Annotated in this window: 19 protein-coding genes and 2 tRNA genes; 14 read left to right on the top strand and 7 right to left on the bottom strand. The window is 58.5% G+C overall.

Translation table 11 applies throughout. The features are described from left to right. Window positions 1–370 precede the first annotated feature (370 nt). The 3 genes from AC13CY_RS15060 to gltX all read right to left on the bottom strand — a co-directional run bounded on the left by AC13CY_RS15060 (window position 371) and on the right by gltX (window position 2,181). A tRNA-Glu gene (locus AC13CY_RS15060) sits at window positions 371–446 on the bottom strand. A gap of 51 nt (window positions 447–497) precedes the next feature. Then, window positions 498–573 (bottom strand) — tRNA-Ala (locus tag AC13CY_RS15055). A 129-nt stretch (window positions 574–702) separates the two neighbouring features. Next, window positions 703–2,181, bottom strand: a complete 1,479-nt coding sequence (gltX, locus tag AC13CY_RS15050; protein WP_044627837.1) for a glutamate--tRNA ligase — start codon at window positions 2,179–2,181, stop codon at window positions 703–705. Window positions 2,182–2,468: 287 nt separating this feature from the next. Here gltX and AC13CY_RS15045 point away from each other — a divergent pair, with 287 nt between their 5' ends. Next, window positions 2,469–2,993 (top strand): helix-turn-helix domain-containing protein, encoded by a 525-nt coding sequence (locus AC13CY_RS15045; protein WP_044627838.1) that lies wholly within the window; start codon window positions 2,469–2,471, stop codon window positions 2,991–2,993. A 19-nt stretch (window positions 2,994–3,012) separates the two neighbouring features. On the opposite strand, the gene AC13CY_RS15040 is transcribed toward AC13CY_RS15045, so the two are convergent. The 4 genes from AC13CY_RS15040 to AC13CY_RS15025 form a co-directional block, all read right to left on the bottom strand. Then, on the bottom strand, window positions 3,013–3,591 hold the full coding sequence (locus AC13CY_RS15040; protein WP_062359307.1) for a hypothetical protein: 579 nt from the start codon (window positions 3,589–3,591) through the stop codon (window positions 3,013–3,015). A gap of 1,351 nt (window positions 3,592–4,942) precedes the next feature. After that, on the bottom strand, window positions 4,943–5,704 hold the full coding sequence (locus AC13CY_RS15035; RefSeq protein WP_483052747.1) for a DNA adenine methylase: 762 nt from the start codon (window positions 5,702–5,704) through the stop codon (window positions 4,943–4,945). A 126-nt stretch (window positions 5,705–5,830) separates the two neighbouring features. Next, entirely contained in the window at window positions 5,831–6,877 is a 1,047-nt protein-coding gene (locus AC13CY_RS15030; protein WP_483052746.1) for a phage portal protein, read from the bottom strand. Continuing rightward, window positions 6,874–8,652, bottom strand: coding sequence for a terminase large subunit domain-containing protein (locus tag AC13CY_RS15025; protein WP_483052745.1), 1,779 nt, complete (start codon window positions 8,650–8,652; stop codon window positions 6,874–6,876). Before AC13CY_RS15025 ends, AC13CY_RS15030 begins: the two co-directional genes overlap by 4 nt. Window positions 8,653–8,798: 146 nt before the next feature. On the opposite strand from AC13CY_RS15025, the gene AC13CY_RS15020 reads away from it, so the two are divergent. From AC13CY_RS15020 to AC13CY_RS14960, 13 genes are all read left to right on the top strand, one after another. Next, window positions 8,799–9,611, top strand: a complete 813-nt coding sequence (locus AC13CY_RS15020; protein WP_483052744.1) for a GPO family capsid scaffolding protein — start codon at window positions 8,799–8,801, stop codon at window positions 9,609–9,611. 9 nt (window positions 9,612–9,620) lie between these two features. After that, window positions 9,621–10,670, top strand: a complete 1,050-nt coding sequence (locus AC13CY_RS15015) for a phage major capsid protein, P2 family (protein WP_483052743.1) — start codon at window positions 9,621–9,623, stop codon at window positions 10,668–10,670. Between the two features lie 9 nt (window positions 10,671–10,679). Next, a complete protein-coding gene (gene gpM, locus AC13CY_RS15010) occupies window positions 10,680–11,360 on the top strand; it encodes a phage terminase small subunit (protein ID WP_483052742.1) in 681 nt (226 codons plus the stop codon). A 146-nt stretch (window positions 11,361–11,506) separates the two neighbouring features. Next, entirely contained in the window at window positions 11,507–11,992 is a 486-nt protein-coding gene (locus AC13CY_RS15005; protein ID WP_483052741.1) for a head completion/stabilization protein, read from the top strand. After that, window positions 11,989–12,204 carry a tail protein X gene (locus tag AC13CY_RS15000; RefSeq protein ID WP_483052740.1) on the top strand — a complete coding sequence of 72 codons (216 nt, stop codon included), beginning with the start codon at window positions 11,989–11,991 and terminating at the stop codon, window positions 12,202–12,204. Before AC13CY_RS15005 ends, AC13CY_RS15000 begins: the two co-directional genes overlap by 4 nt. Window positions 12,205–12,227: 23 nt before the next feature. After that, on the top strand, window positions 12,228–12,431 hold the full coding sequence (locus AC13CY_RS14995) for a hypothetical protein (protein ID WP_044627847.1): 204 nt from the start codon (window positions 12,228–12,230) through the stop codon (window positions 12,429–12,431). Next, on the top strand, window positions 12,400–12,906 hold the full coding sequence (locus AC13CY_RS14990) for a lysozyme (protein ID WP_483052739.1): 507 nt from the start codon (window positions 12,400–12,402) through the stop codon (window positions 12,904–12,906). Before AC13CY_RS14995 ends, AC13CY_RS14990 begins: the two co-directional genes overlap by 32 nt. Then, window positions 12,903–13,325, top strand: a complete 423-nt coding sequence (lysB, locus tag AC13CY_RS14985; protein ID WP_483052738.1) for an Rz-like lysis system protein LysB — start codon at window positions 12,903–12,905, stop codon at window positions 13,323–13,325. Before AC13CY_RS14990 ends, lysB begins: the two co-directional genes overlap by 4 nt. After that, window positions 13,225–13,470 (top strand): Rz1-like lysis system protein LysC, encoded by a 246-nt coding sequence (lysC, locus tag AC13CY_RS14980; RefSeq protein WP_483052737.1) that lies wholly within the window; start codon window positions 13,225–13,227, stop codon window positions 13,468–13,470. The genes lysB and lysC overlap by 101 nt, the downstream gene beginning before the upstream one ends. Beyond that, on the top strand, window positions 13,433–13,927 hold the full coding sequence (locus tag AC13CY_RS14975) for a phage tail protein (RefSeq protein WP_483052736.1): 495 nt from the start codon (window positions 13,433–13,435) through the stop codon (window positions 13,925–13,927). The genes lysC and AC13CY_RS14975 overlap by 38 nt, the downstream gene beginning before the upstream one ends. Window position 13,928: 1 nt before the next feature. Further along, entirely contained in the window at window positions 13,929–14,375 is a 447-nt protein-coding gene (locus AC13CY_RS14970) for a phage virion morphogenesis protein (RefSeq protein ID WP_483052735.1), read from the top strand. Between the two features lie 76 nt (window positions 14,376–14,451). After that, on the top strand, window positions 14,452–14,991 hold the full coding sequence (locus AC13CY_RS14965) for a phage baseplate assembly protein V (protein ID WP_483052734.1): 540 nt from the start codon (window positions 14,452–14,454) through the stop codon (window positions 14,989–14,991). Continuing rightward, entirely contained in the window at window positions 14,991–15,188 is a 198-nt protein-coding gene (locus AC13CY_RS14960) for a hypothetical protein (protein WP_483052733.1), read from the top strand. The genes AC13CY_RS14965 and AC13CY_RS14960 overlap by 1 nt, the downstream gene beginning before the upstream one ends. Window position 15,189 lies beyond the last annotated feature (1 nt).

Raw genomic sequence — 15,189 nt, 5'->3', positions numbered from 1 at the left:
TTTTAGCACTGCCAGCCTGGACAGGGTTTTCCACACTATCTGTGGATAACCCTGTTTACAACCACTAGAAAACGTCCCGCAATCGCCATGAACAGTGACCCAGCCTTAAATTGATCATTTTTTGATCTACCATAAACTACTGATTTTAAAGAAATTAAGCTAAATCGCTGATTTTTTGCTTCATATTTATGTGGTTGTGCACAACCTGCCCCTCGGAGACATAAAAGTGGACAAGTCAAGCACAATATTGACAAAAAACGCGTGAAATAGACGCAAGTTCTAGACGGCGGGAATGCAAAAAGAGCAAGTGAGAGAACTCATTGCTATTTGCTAATGATAATATTTTGGACGTGCGGATATAGATATGAGGTGGCGTCCCATAGGGGGTTCGAACCCCTGTTACCGCCGTGAAAGGGCGGTGTCCTAGACCACTAGACGAATGGGACGTATCTAACCTGGAAGCATCTTTGACAAGGCAACATCAGTGCTACTGATATTGGTGGAGCCTAGCGGGATCGAACCGCTGACCTCAACACTGCCAGTGTTGCGCTCTCCCAGCTGAGCTAAGGCCCCACATGTCGCGAAGACGGAGCGTATATTACTGATTCGCCTGATCTTCGTCAAGCCTATTTCCCGAAGAAAACGCCACGCGTTCATAACTAGACCGCGCGACGCTCTCTCCATTTTCATAGCAGGGGTCAATTACAGATCGCGGTACTCTTTTTCAAACCGCTTCGCCTGCTTTTTGGACACGCCACCCAATACGGCAATCGCATGGCGAAGCCGTGCACGCGTCACGTCAGAGCCAAGAATAGCCATCGCATCCATCACCGAGGTGCTTGAGGTACTGCCTGTAATGGCAATAAACACTGGTGCCAGGAAGGCCTTCATTTTTAGCTCAAAGTACTCTGCCAGACTTTTGACTTCCTCCAGCAACGCTTCTTTATGCCAAGCAGAGACGCCTTCAAAGCGCCATACCAGGAACTGCAGCAGCTTCACTAGCTCTTCGTTGTCCAGCTTCACGCTGTCAAAATCATCTTTAGTGATTGTGGGCAAGCCAGAGAAAAAGTGGCCCGCCAGCGGAACAACCTGGGAGAGCGTTTCTACCCGAGGGCGGACTTGCGGCAAAATCTGCTTCACGTAGGCATCATTGAACGCCCACTCACGCAGCGCCTGCAGCAGTGCGTCGTCGTCCAAGTCTTCACGGATATAAACACCGTTCAACCACGTCAATTTCTCTAGGTCGAACACGGGCCCGCCGAGTGAGACACGCTGAATATCAAATTCTGCCATCATCTCTGACAAGCTGAATTTTTCACGCTCATCAGGCATCGACCAACCCATACGGCCCAGGTAATTGGTCACGGCCTGGGGTAAAAAGCCCATGCGGCGATAGTAATTGATCGACGTTGGGTTTTTACGCTTGGAGAGCTTGGACTTATCCGGGTTACGCAGCAGCGGCATATGGCAAAGCTGCGGCATTTCCCAACCAAAGTACTCATACAGCAGTTGATGCTTCGGCGCGGAATTGATCCACTCTTCACCACGCAGCACGTGGGTAATGCCCATTAAATGATCGTCCACCACGTTAGCTAAGTGGTACGTAGGCATACCATCTGATTTCATCAGAATCTGAGCATCAACCTGCGCCCAATCCACTTCAATCGTACCGCGCAGCATATCGCTAACCACGCACACGCCTTCGCTGGGCACGTTCATACGAATCACATAGGGCCAGCTTTCCTGCTCACGACGTGATTGCTCTTCTGCGTCCAGGGCTAAATCAGTTGGCTTCAATGCCAAATGCAGGCCTGCCTCTTTGCGTGACTCGCGCAGCTCATCAAGCTCTTCGCTGGTGCGGTAACACTTAAAGGCATGCCCGGCGTCTAGCAACTGCTGGGCATACTTCGCATAAATATCGCCCCTCTCGCTTTGCCGATACGGCCCGTGGGGACCACCTACATCCGGGCCTTCATCCCACTCAAGCCCCAACCAACGCAATGAGTCGAGAATCATCTGCTCTGACTCAGGAGTGGAGCGTACTTGATCGGTGTCTTCAATACGCAAAATGAACTGACCGCCGTGCTGGCGAGCAAAGCAGAGATTAAACAGTGCAATATAGGCCGTGCCTACATGAGGGTCTCCAGTAGGAGAAGGCGCGATACGAGTACGTACGGTCATCAACAGTTCCCTTTAGCAGTTAAGCGTGGCGCCATTATACGCACCCTAAGAACAACCAACAGCATTGGAAAGGGAACGAGTTTGACTCAAAAGCGTCTGATCGAAAGCTCTCAGAACATAGATAGGAAGATGCGCGTTAAAGCACAATCGCTTAGTATGGTGTAGTACCTATGATTCGTGTTCATAAATGAGAATGGGTTGCACCTTTCTCTGCATGATCAGAGCGCCGTCTTAACGGGCGGAAGTACATTCAACGAGCTGATTTAGCTCATCGATAGGAAAATGAAATGGAATCGCTAGGCTCACGTATCAAGCAACTGCGGCTTAGGGCCAAGCTCAACAAAGCTGCCCTTGCTCGTAAAGTTGGCGTGTCAGATGTCACCATTTCTTACTGGGAGTCCGGGGCGATCAAACAGATCGGCCACGAGCGCTTAGTGGCGCTCGCCGATGCCCTTGATTGCTCGCTGGCGACCCTTTTGGAAGGTGACAGTGCGCCTCAACTGTTGACCCTGACCCATACTGGTCCCCTCCCCTGGGAACAGGTTCAGGCAACGACCATTACCGTACCGCATCATCTGCCGTTGAAGATTGACTGGAAAGCACCTTGCGTGATGGCCACCCCTGGCAAAGAAACGGATTTTTCACCAGTAGCCTCTGGTGATTTGCTGTTGCTTGGCCCAACGCATGTGTTTCATAAAGCAGGCCACTATCTCATCCAGCGTGATGGCCGATTTGTCATTGAGCACTTCTCCAAAGCGCCCACTGACACCTCGATTCATGCGGTGTTGTTAGCACACTGGTGTCCTGCCTAAAGCATCTACCTCCCCATCCCTACTTGTCCTCAATAACGTCCACCTGGTCGCGGGTCCGTCTTGGTTCACTGCCTACCAAGAAACGGCGCGAGTAGGTGGCTACCTGCCCTAACCCATGGCGGGACTGGCTGATGAGCTCTCCCGCCAAGTATTCACCCTGGGTACCAATGCGCGCCTGCACGCTTTCTGGCTGAACGGCAGCCTCACCTAACTGCACGGTGACAAGATAATTGCCATCCGGTAAGCCACTGCCAGAGCCTAGTGGGCCAGCTTCAAATTTACCATTCACCACACGTGTACGCTCTTGCCAGCGTACGCGGCTAATTTCTCGCTCTACCACTACTTGTAGCTGGGCATCATTTGGCAGATTGGTTTCGCCTTCCACCATCAAACGCCGGTCTGGACGTAAAAAAGCAGCGGTTGAAATCATTACATTGAGCGGCTCAACCTGTTGTGCAGACGGCTCAGGTTCAGAAGCACGCTCTTCGGCCACTGAGTGTGGCTGGTGCTGTGCGACCTCTTCCTCAGGCCCACTACAGCCGGACAGCAGCAGGGTACCCACTAGCGCCACGCCAACATAACCTAGCGTTTTCCCCATAACGACTCCTCATCTTCTGTAATAGGCGTAATGCTGCCTCTCTCGGGCTCTCACCATACCGCTTTTGACCGCAAAATACGCAATGTGATGCAGGGGTTGTGCAATATCAAATCAGCTTACGCTGGCCTCGAATTAAGCTAGCCACTGCTGCCCCCACTGATATAAAGATGAGCAATTTTATTTCCTAATGCCATTGAGCGAGGCGACGAGTGCCACACCTATGGTTTAGTGGTGTCCGGCTGCCATTCAGCAGGCGACACCTTCGAAAACACCTAGCAAGGATGATGAACACCAGCGATGTCGGAAGGAATTTTTGAGCCTCCCCTTCCCCGTCAACACACTGCATCAAGGCGCAGCGACTTATTTTGTGCTGCCTACCCTTTCTTGCGTACAATTGCCCGCCAACGCGCCCACCACTTCTGATAGGTCACCATGTAGACCATGGTGTTGCTGTTCGTTTAGCGAATAGCCGCGATCAGAGGGCAATAGATGTGTGTACTTACATCGCATACCAAGTATGCAAGTGATTAATATGACGAAACAAAACCCAGCAGAAGCGGCCCGCCGATTTTCTGTAGCTCCGATGATGGATTAGACCGAACCCCCGCCGTTAAGCCTCCCGTTCAGAACAAGTACCAAATTTGTGCCAACAAAATAGCGCTTTTGCTCTATTCGCCTACTGCTTACAGATATGCGTGTGACGCGTGTGCGTGCGCATCATGTGTGAAGGCTACGCCAGAATGTTTGGGGGTCTCGGAAAAAGGTAATAAAGGTAACCAACCTCAGAAATACGACCTAAGCCACTGAAAATAATAAAATTAAAACAGTCGTTCAAAAGGTAATAAAAAGGTGATCAATAGGTAACCACATTACCTTTTGAAAAGGTGAATTGAACATTTTAAAAAAGCATTCAATATCAATCACTTGAGTAAAAATTACCTTTTACATCACCTTTTATTACCTTTTAGAGGTAATCCATAAATCATTTACAATCAATTAGTTACGAACAAAAAAGAGCCAGATTACCTAGATTACCTTTTCCCGATACCCCCATGCTTTTTAGAACCACACCTCATGGCTGTATTACTCCACCTGCTGTGTGAAGAAATTCGCATGATTCCGCATGAAAATGGGCGTACAGAATATGGCCGCAGGCCCCAGTAACGGCGCGGTTTAGCTGCATGTGCATGGGTGCATAAAAACACACAGGTTTAGCGCGCAGGCGGGGCGGGGAGTCGACGGCGCGCCGTGGGGTGGCGGGCCTGGGGCAGCAGGCTTGATTTTTTTGGTGGACGTCAGCAAAGAAAAAGCCGCCCTTCAATGGAGCGGCTTCATAAGTAAGGCTACCAGCCTAAAGGTTACTGATGATCAGCTCACCCCGCGGCTCTGTTGCCTTCTGCCCAACAGTGTATCGAATTTCGGTTGTCTGGATGGTTAGCCCTTTGAAAGCGTCGCGCATCTCTGGCGTGTCGTTGACGCTGATCACGAACTGCCCCTGCCCTGTTCTGGCTAGGTCGCCCATGCGGTAGTACTCCTCCAGCGGGAAGTCGCAGCCGTAGCCAGCGGTGCCCCAATATGGTGGGTCGAGGTAGAAGAGCGTGCCTTCCCGATCGTAACGTTTAATGCACTCTGCCCAGTCCAGGTGCTCGACCACGGTTCGAGCCAGTCGTAAGTGTGCAGCGCTGAGATCTTCCTCAATCCGTAGCAGGTTCATACGCGGCGGGGAGACGGCAGAGGTGCCAAACGTCTGGCCACTCACCTTGCCGCCGAAGGCGAGCTTTTGCAGGTAGAAGAAGCGCGCCGCCCGCTGAATATCAGTCAGGTGGCGTGGGTCGATCTCGCGTTGAGTGAGGTACTCTTCCCGGCTGATCAGCCCCCAGCGGAATTGTTTCACCAGCTCATCTGGGTGGTGCTTCACTACGCGGTAAAGATTGACCAGCTCCCCATGGGCGTCGTTGATGACTTCCACTTTGCTGGGGGCTTTCATAAAGAAGAGCGCAGCACCGCCGCAGAAGGGCTCCACGTAAGCGGTGTGCGGTTTGAAGAGCGGTAGGATCTGTTTAGCCAAGCGGCGCTTGCCGCCCATCCAGGGCAAAATCGGTCGATTCATCATCCATGATACCTGTTCAAATATACAGTATTGATATACAGTAGTGGGTATCGCTTGCGGGGCCGGGACGCCTCCACTGCTTTCAGGGATGAAACGAGCGATATGCGCCTGGTCATGCCAGGCGCTTTTTTATTGTGGGTCTAGCGAATACTCCCGAAACCGAATCACCTCCTCCCCCAGCACATCATTGATCTCACTGAACACAGCCTGCACCGGTTCGAGCTCATTGGTCACAAACACCTTGGCGGCTTTCTCTACGTCGCCAAAGCCGCCGGTGTTGTTGGGGATGATGCCCATCAGCTGCGGGGGGATGCGGTGGCCGGCGAGTTGGTCGTCGCGGGTGATGTTCTTGATCGCGGCGAAGTCGTCCTTCGCGGCCACCTCAGATATCGGGATGATCTGGATGCCATCCTTTTTGCCATTCGGGCTGTACAGGAACAGATTGCGGAAGTTGCCCACGCCCTTCGACTCCTTCAGCGCGGTGCGCATGGCGTCGATGTCTTCCTGGTTGTGGGCCGCGTCGGAGACGTACATCACGAACCCCGCGTGGGAGCCGTTCAGATAGTACTTGCGCCGAAACAGCGTGGCGTTCTCGTTCAGGAAGATCGACTGCAGCGCGCCAAGGTAATCCGGCACGCCGTACACCTCCTGGTTAATATCCGGTTCCAGCAGGTGAATGATGCTGCCCTCGTCAAACTCGCTGCGATCGGACCAGTTGGGCACCCAGAAGTAACGTTTGAGATCCGCCCCACGGCGAACGTACTTTGCCCGCGCAGGCTTCAAGGCCAGCAACCTCCCCAAGCGGCCGAAGATCCGCTCCAGATAACAGTTACCAAACACCAGGTAGTCGGTGGCCAGCGCGCTAAACGCTTGGCGGCTTAACAGCGGGTGGGGAATGAACGAGCGCACCAGAATATTGCGTTTCACCTGAATGGCCGAGCCGTGGTGTGCCGTGGCCCGGTAGGTTTGAGCCAGGGCGGGAAAATCCACCGGCGGCTCGTACCACTCATTGCCCAGCATCCAGCAGCCGGTATAGAAAAAATCGTACCCATCAATCACCGGCGTCGGCTCACCGAAGCTAAACGCTTCCGCTTTGGCAGGCGCGGCCGTGGTCTCGTCGGTGTCTGTCACGTAAGCGGGCACGCGCACCCGGGGCTTTGCTGCCGCGTCGCTCATCCGTACATCTCCATTAGGGAACGGCCCGTGCCATAGTCGGCGGGGCCATCAAGAGGCTCATTGTGTAAGGCGTGCATGGTCGCCCACGCCAGGTCAGCGTGGCCGGTTTGGTTGTTGCGCCCAGCGGTGTAGGTCATCTGGCGTCCGGAGGCGGTCAGCTCTCGGCGGATCGCCATAAACGACTGGGCGAGATCTACCCAGCCAGCGTCGAATTCAAGCCGCCCCTTATTGATGATCTGCTGCGCCTGCATCACCAGGCGCGACTTCATTTCCGGGGTATAGCGGTAACGGGTGACGGTGGGGAAGAACTTCGCCACCAGCTGGGCCACGGCTTCACCGAGGCCCGAGGTATCAATGCCGATAAAGGTCACGTTATAGCGGCGGGTCACGCTGCGGATAAATTCCGCCTGGGCTTCATAGTCGCGCCCTTTGAGGCGGTGGCGTTCCAGGATGCGGTGTTTGCTGTCAGCGGTTTTCGGCGGCGCGACCACCACCAACCCTGCCCCATCGCCATCCTCACCATCCCCCGCCGGGTCGTAGCCAATCCATACCGGGTGCTCGCCATAAGGCCGGGGCGCGAAGGGTTTAAGATCCCGCCAGGCATCCCAGCTATCCACCATGCAGCGCTGCATCATCGCCAGCGGGAAGGCACTTTGCGTATCGTCCACGAACTCGCACATCAGCAGGTTCGCAAACTCATCGTCGCTGTACTCCAGGCGCAGCTGGTCGATGTCAAACAGGTCGCAGCCCCCAGCAATCGCATCCTCAATGGTCACGATCTGCCGCCACTGGCCATCCGGCCCCCGCGCCCCGTTCTTCAAGGCCGCGTGGCTCACATCGATCTTCACCCGGTCGGCTTTCTTCTGGCGTTTGTTGAACCGGTCACCGGTCCAGAACGGGTAAGCTTCATGGGCCACCGAAGAGGGCGTGCTGAAGTAGGTCTGTTTCCACTTCTTGTGCATGGCCATGCCCGACGTCACCTTGCGGAACGTCTCGAAGCCATGAATCCAGAAGTATTCGTCTAGATAGGTATCGCCGTGGTAGCCCTGGGCGGTTTTCGCGTTGGTACCCAGAAAATGCAGCTCCGCGCCGTTGGCAAGAATGATCGGGTCGCCCTTGAGCTCCACCCCGGTCACTTCCTTCACGAACTGCACGATGTAGTGGCGGAAGATATGCGCCTGGGCCTTACTCGCGCTCATGAAGATCTTGTTCTTGCCGGTCTCCATGGCATCGGCAATCGCCTCCCGGGCGAAGTACCACGTCGCGCCGATCTGGCGGCTTTTGAGCAGGTTACGAATGCGCTCATGCTGTCCCGCCCGGTACCAGCCCCGCTGGTAATCGAACAGCGACGCCTCGAACGCCTCGACAATCTGAATCACCCCCTCATCGCCCACATCGTTACGGGCGGGCTTCTTCTTCGGCCCCTCGTTACGGCGCTCGATGTTGGGGTTCAGGTCAACTTCTTTCCCACTGCCCTGGTACTTATGCACCCGAGCCAGCCGCTCGATCTGGCGGCCCAGCAGGTCGATCTCCTTAAAATCCTTGCCCTCTTTCTGCTCCTTCCAAATCAGCTGCACCAGGCGCGCTTCCAGCGCCCCTTCGACCCGCTGCGTGGGCGTGGCCTCGTCCCAGGCGTCGCGTTTCTTCCACGAATCCACGGTGGCACGTGGCAAATCCAGGAACTCGGCAATGCGCGCAATCCGCCACCCCATCCAATAGAGATGGCGGGCAGAAAGTCTGTGCTGGTCGTCGTCAATCGGGGCTTGGGCTGTCATGCCGCCAGCGTACCCGCGCAGGCACGGTCACGATTGCCCCGCCCGATGTAAGTCACGCCACTTACACCCAGCCCTCATTGAGCCAAGGCCCCACTGCGGGGAACCTGACCGCAGCCAAACGCCCACCCACTCACCGAGGCCCGACCATGCCCTGGCACCGTATCGCAAAAGAAGGCGCAACCACCGATGGCCGCACCATCAGCGCCGAATGGCTCACCCAAATGGCCGCCAATTTCGACCCCGCCAAGTACGGCTGCCGGGTCAACATGGAACACATCAAAGGCCTGCTGCCGGAAGGCCCCTTCAAAGCCTACGGCGACGTGACCGCGCTCAAAACCGAGGAAGACGACGACGGCAAGCTCGGCCTCTATGCCGAGATCGACCCCACCGACGAACTCAAGGCCATGGTCGAAAAACGCCAGAAGGTCTACACCTCCATGGAGATCGACCTCGACTTTGCCGACACCGGCGAAGCCTACCTGGTCGGGCTGGCGGTCACCGACTCCCCCGCCTCCCTCGGCACCTCCATGCTCAAGTTCAGCGCCTCTGAGGGCAAAAACTCACCGCTGGCCGCCCGCAAACAGCGCCCGGAAAACCTCTTCTCCGAAGCGCTGGAAACCGACCTCTCGTTTAGCGATGAACCGCACGAGCAAGGCCCAACGCTGGCCGAGCGCGTCAAAGCGCTGTTCAAAAAGCAGGATGCGAAAAGCGCCGCGGGCTTCGAAGCCTTCCGCAGCGAGCTGGAAGAGACTCTCGGCCTGTTCGTGGAAAAACACCAGGCGCTGAGCGACGCCCTGAAAAAGCGCCCCACGCAAGCCGCCTTCAATGAGCTCAAAAGCGCCCACGACACCCTGAAAAAAGAGTTCGACGCGCTCTATACCAAGCTCGACGGCACCCCCAACCGCCCAGCCCGCACGCCCGCCACCGGCGGCGACACCGACATCGAAACCGACTGCTAAGAGACGCCCATGCGCAACGATACCCGTAAGCACTTCACCAACTTCGCCGCCCAGGTGGCGAAGCTCAATGGCGTCCCCGATGCCACCCAGAAATTCGCCGTCGATCCCAGCATTCAGCAGCGGCTGGAAAAGCGCATTCAGGAATCCAGCGACTTCCTCTCGCGCATCAACATGGTCGGCGTCGATGAGCTGAAAGGCGAAAAACTCGCCCTCGGCGTTACTGGCCCCATCGCCGCCCGCACCAACGTCGCCAACCAGGACCGCAAGACCCGCGACCTCACCACACTGGACGCCCAAGGCTACGAGTGCCGAATGACCGAATTCGACACCCACCTGGGTTACGCCAAGCTGGATGCCTGGGCCAAGTTCCCCAACTTCCAGGCCATGGTGCGCGATGTCATCGTTCGCCAGCAGGCGCTGGATCGCATGATGATCGGCTTCAACGGTACCTCCGCCGCCGTGCAAACCGACCCGGTCGCCAACCCGTACCTCCAAGACGTCAACATCGGCTGGCTGCAGCACTACCGCACCCAGTCACCGGCACGAGTGATGACCGGTGGTAAAACCAACGGCAAAGTGCTGATCGACCCGACACCCAACGACACCATCCCGGGAGGCATCGTTGGCGACTACGCCACGCTAGATGCCCTGGTCTACGACGTGGTGAACAGCCTTATCGCCCCCTGGTTCCGCCGTCTACCAGGTTTGGTGGTCATCCTCGGCCGTAACCTGATGTCAGATAAATACTTCCCGCTGCTCAACCAGCTACCGCCCAGCGAGCAACTCGCCGCCGATCTGGTCATCAGCCAGAAGCGCATCGGTGGCCTGCAAGGCATGGATGTGCCCTTCTTCCCCGATAACGCGCTCATGGTCACCACCCTGGATAACCTCTCGGTCTACTGGCAGAACGGTGCCCGCCGCCGCTTCGTCACCGAGAACCCCAAGCGCAACCGCGTGGAAAACTACGAATCCTCCAACGACGCCTACGTGGTGGAAGACTTTGGCGCGGGCTGCCTGGTGGAAAACATCGAACTCTCTGAAAAAGCCATCAACGGTTAAGGAGACACGATGACCAGCCCAGCCCGCCGCCACTTTGAACGCGTCAGCGCGGCCCTCGCCGCCGCTGACGCGGGAGAAGCCCCCATGCAAGGCGAAGCGTATGAGCTGATGCAAGCCGCGCTGTTTGAAGACTATCGCCTGCTCAAATCCACCCAATCCATGGAGCGCAAAGCCGAGATCAAGCGCGAGATTTTGCCCAAGTACGCTGACTACATCACCGGCGTGCTGGAAGCGGGCCAGGGCGCGCAAGACGACGTGCTGATGCGCGTGATGCTCTGGCGTATCGATGCCGGCGACCTCGCCGGGGCCATTGCCATCGCCAAGTACGCCACTAAACACGGCCTTACCCCGCCGGATCAATTCGAGCGCGGCACCGCCGCCATCATCGCCGAAGAGGTCGCCGACCAGGCGCTGAAGCAGCTCGATGAAGAAGGCGCAGACACCACCGCCCTGCTCGTGCACCTGGTGGATGTGGAAGCCCTCACCCGCGATGCGGATATGCACGACCAGATCCGCGCCAAGCTGCACAAAGCATTGGGCTACGCCTGCCGAGCCACCGGCCAGCTAGACGACGCCCAGCACCACCTGGAACGTGCCCTCGCGCTCAACGACCGCATTGGCGTGAAGAAAGATCTCGAACGCCTGGAACGTGAACGCAAACAGAACGCTGCCGCTGCGCCCACGGGCTAGCGGCCAACCGAGTCGACCGCCGACGTCAGGGGGCGCGACGTAAGAGCCAGGCGTTTTAACGCCCACGCTCGAACGCCGCCCACCCCCTTCTTATTCATCGCGCCCGACCCCGCGCGAAAAACGATTACCCGCTACCAGGAGGCACGATGAGCAGCTTTATCTCGGCAGGCACACCCAAAAGCGACACCACCGAGCAGCCGCTCGACAGCCCGCTCGAAAACAACGGCTTTTGGCCGGACATCCAGCCCAGCGATTTTCGCGCCACCCACCGGCTAGACAGCACCATCACTCAGCCGCGCATCGAAAGCGCCCTGAAGGCCGCCATGATCACGGTCAATCGCGTGCTGCGCCACTGGCAGCAGGCCAAGGTCGAAGCGGGCTACCCCACCATGACCTCGCTGCCCATTCCCGTGTGGCAGTCGCCGGAAGTGTTCAACGTGCTCTACCTGCGCGCCGTGTACTCCACCGCTCACGCCAGCCTGCTGGAGCACTACGCCGATTATGACGCCACCAACAGCGCCCGGGAGCGCGGCGAACAGCTCCAAGCCCCCGCCGATGGCTACCGCCGCGACGCTGCCTGGGCGATCAGCGAGATCGAAGGGCGGCCACACAGCACAGTTGAACTGATATGAGCGCGACGACTGTACACGCCCAACAGCACGACACCCTGGATGCCATTTGCTACCGCGTCTACGGCACCACCCGAGGCATCACCGAGCAGGTGCTGGCCGCCAACCCCGGGCTGGCAGAACAGGGGCCGGTGCTGCCCCACGGCACACCGGTCACGCTGCCTGCGCTGCCCCAGGCCACCCAACGCGCCCCCACGGTGAACCTGTGGGATTAACGTTCTAAACCGCCGAGGCCCGAATGAGCCACCACTTTGAAATCACCACCGAAAGCGCCAAAGCCGCGCCCCCGGCCATCGTCTCGCTGCTACACGTGGGCGGTATGACACCCGCCGATTGGGTCACGGTGCTAACGCTGCTCTACCTGGCGCTACAAATCGGGCTGCTGATTCCCCGCTACCTCACCCGCTTACGTGACTATTGGGAGAACCGCCGTGGGTCTTAAAACCAAGCTCGGCGTCAGCCTGGCCGCCGGGGCCATCAGCATCGCCACCGCCGTCGTCTCCTACTACGAAGGCTACAAGCCCAGCGCCTACCGCGACCCCGTGGGCATTCCCACCATCTGCTACGGCCACACCGCCACCGCCCGCCTGGGCCAAACCCTCAGCCAGGCCGAATGCACCGCCCTGCTGCAGCAGGATCTCGGCCACGCCTTCGCCGTGGTCGACCGACGCGCCCAGGTCGAACTGCCGCCCGCCACCCGCGCCGCGCTCGCCTCGTTCGTGTACAACGTGGGGGAAGGCAACTTCGCCCGCTCCACGCTGCTGCGCAAACTCAACCAGGGCGACCTGCGCGGTGCCTGCCACGAGCTAAGCCGCTGGGTCTACGCCGGGGGAAAACGGCTCAACGGGCTGGTTAGCCGCCGCGCCACTGAGAAAGAGATCTGCCTGGCAGGCTTAGCACAGGAGACCACCCCATGACCCGCCTACTCGCCGCCCTTGCCATTCTGGTGCTTGTGCTGCTGGTCACCTGGGCGCTGTGGCAACGCACCCACGCCGCCGAAGCCCGCGCCGAACTGGCCGAACAGCAGCTCGCCCAATCACAGCAGCGGGAAGCAGAAAGCAAGGTGGTCATCGATGCGCTCTGGGAAAACGCCATGCGCCTAGAGAGCCAGCGCCGCGCCCTCGCTCAGCAGCAGGCCACACTCACCCGAACAGCGGCCAACCGCCTAGCCACCATTGAGGAGCTACACCGTGAAAATGCAGAACTTCGCGCTTGGGCAGGCTCTCGCCTGCCTGATGCTGTTATCCGGATGCGCCGCCGCCCCGCCGTCACCGGTGCCGACGCTTATCATCAATCAGTGCGCGACCCCCAGCCCCTGCACGCTCCCCGCGAGTAATCCCGAAACCAACGGCGAACTCGACCTGCAGCTAGAACGCACCGAAGCCGCCTGGGCACAGTGCGCCGCCGAGGTCGATGCCATCATCGCCTGCCAAGAGGCCAACCATGCAGAAGCTCCACCTGCTACGCGCTCACCTGATTAACGCGGTACCCGCCCTGGCGAAAGACCCCGAACGGCTGCTCACCTTCGTGGAAGAAGGCAGTATCGCCTTTCGCCGTGGCCCCAACCTCACCCACGAATACCAGTTCACCGCCCAGCTCGTGCTCACCGACTTCAGCGCGAACCTAGACACCATCATCGTGCCGCTGCTGCAGTGGCTGGCCGAGTACCAGCCCGACGCCGACCCAGCGGAAGCCATCCGCTTCGAAGCCGAGATCCTCAGTCATCAATCGGTGGATGTCGCCCTGCGGGTAACGCTCAGCGAACGGGTGCTCGCCAAGGTGGAATGCGCGACCGGGCACATTAAGGTTGACCGCGCCCTGCCAAGGTTTGATAGCAATGGCTGCCCGGATACCCGCTGGCAGCTACTGATCCGCGACAGCGCGGCCCAAGCGGAGTACACCCTGGTAGCCGAATGGGACGGCCCGAATGGCGGATAACATGGAAGCACTAGAAGAGTGGGTCGGCCCGCTGCTCGCCAAGCTGGACGACCAACAGCGCCGCGCCCTGGCCCGCAACGTGGCGCGGGATCTTCGCCGCCGCCAGCGCGAACGCATCCGCGCCCAAACCAACCCGGATGGCACGCCCTACGCCCCGCGTAAGGAACAGCGCCTGCGCGCCCAGCAAGACAGCATCAAACGCCGCGCCATGTTCAACAAACTCTCCACTGCCAAATGGCTCAAGGCCACCGCCCAAGGCGACACCGCCGTGGTGGGTTTCTTCGGCAGCGTCGCCCGCATCGCTGCCACCCACCAGCGCGGCCTAAAAGATCGCGTCACCCGCGACGGCCCCCGCGTGGAGTATGCACAGCGAGAGCTGCTCGGTTTCACCGCACTGGATCAAGAGCACATTATGGATTCTGTGCTCAAGCACCTCAGCCCCGGCTAAGCGGATCGGTGTAAACCGCCCCATTCACACCCGCCGCCGCTTCGCCTTCGCCAAACGCCGCCGCAGGATAGCGGCTATGAACATTCCCGAACTCCTCCGCCTGCTGCACAACCTGATCCGCCTCGGCACCATCGCCGAGGTGGATCACGGCGATGCTGAAGCCGATCCGCCGCGACCGCCCCGCGTGCGCGTCAAAACCGGCGAGCTGTTAACGGGCTGGCTGCCGTGGATCGAAGGCCGCGCAGGCACCACGCGGGACTGGGACCCGCCCACCCAGGGCGAGCAAGTGATCATCTTCTCCCCCGGTGGCGACCCCACCGCCGGTGTGGTGCTCACCGGCATTGTCAGTGATGCCCGCCCAGCGCCCTCCAGCGATCCCAACGTGATTGGGCGATGGCTGCCCGATGGCACCCGCATCGAGTACGACCACAGCAAAAACCGACTCTTCATCGATTGCGTAGGGCCTATCGAGGTGAAGGCCACTGGCGAGGTCACGGTCGATGCTCCCTTGATCAAACACAACCAGGGCACTGGCGTGGTGACTCAGCAACACATCTGCCACTTCACCGGCAATCCCCATGGCGACGGTAGCAGCACCGTTAAGGCAGGCAAGTAATGGCCCTGAGCAAAGCCCAGCTTAAAAACCGAATCATCAGCGAGATGCAGAGCCAAGGGGCCACTGCCACGGGTGAACACAGCTGGGTAACGCGTATGGCCGAAGCGATCGCCAATGCGGTCGTGGATGAAGTACAGGCCAATGCTGAAGTGCCCGTTACGGGCGGCTCCAGCGCGGGCCAATACAAGGTGCAATGAC

It is taken from the genome of Vreelandella sp. L-15, from assembly GCF_056857635.1.
This window is presented reverse-complemented; position numbering and strand designations above follow the sequence as displayed.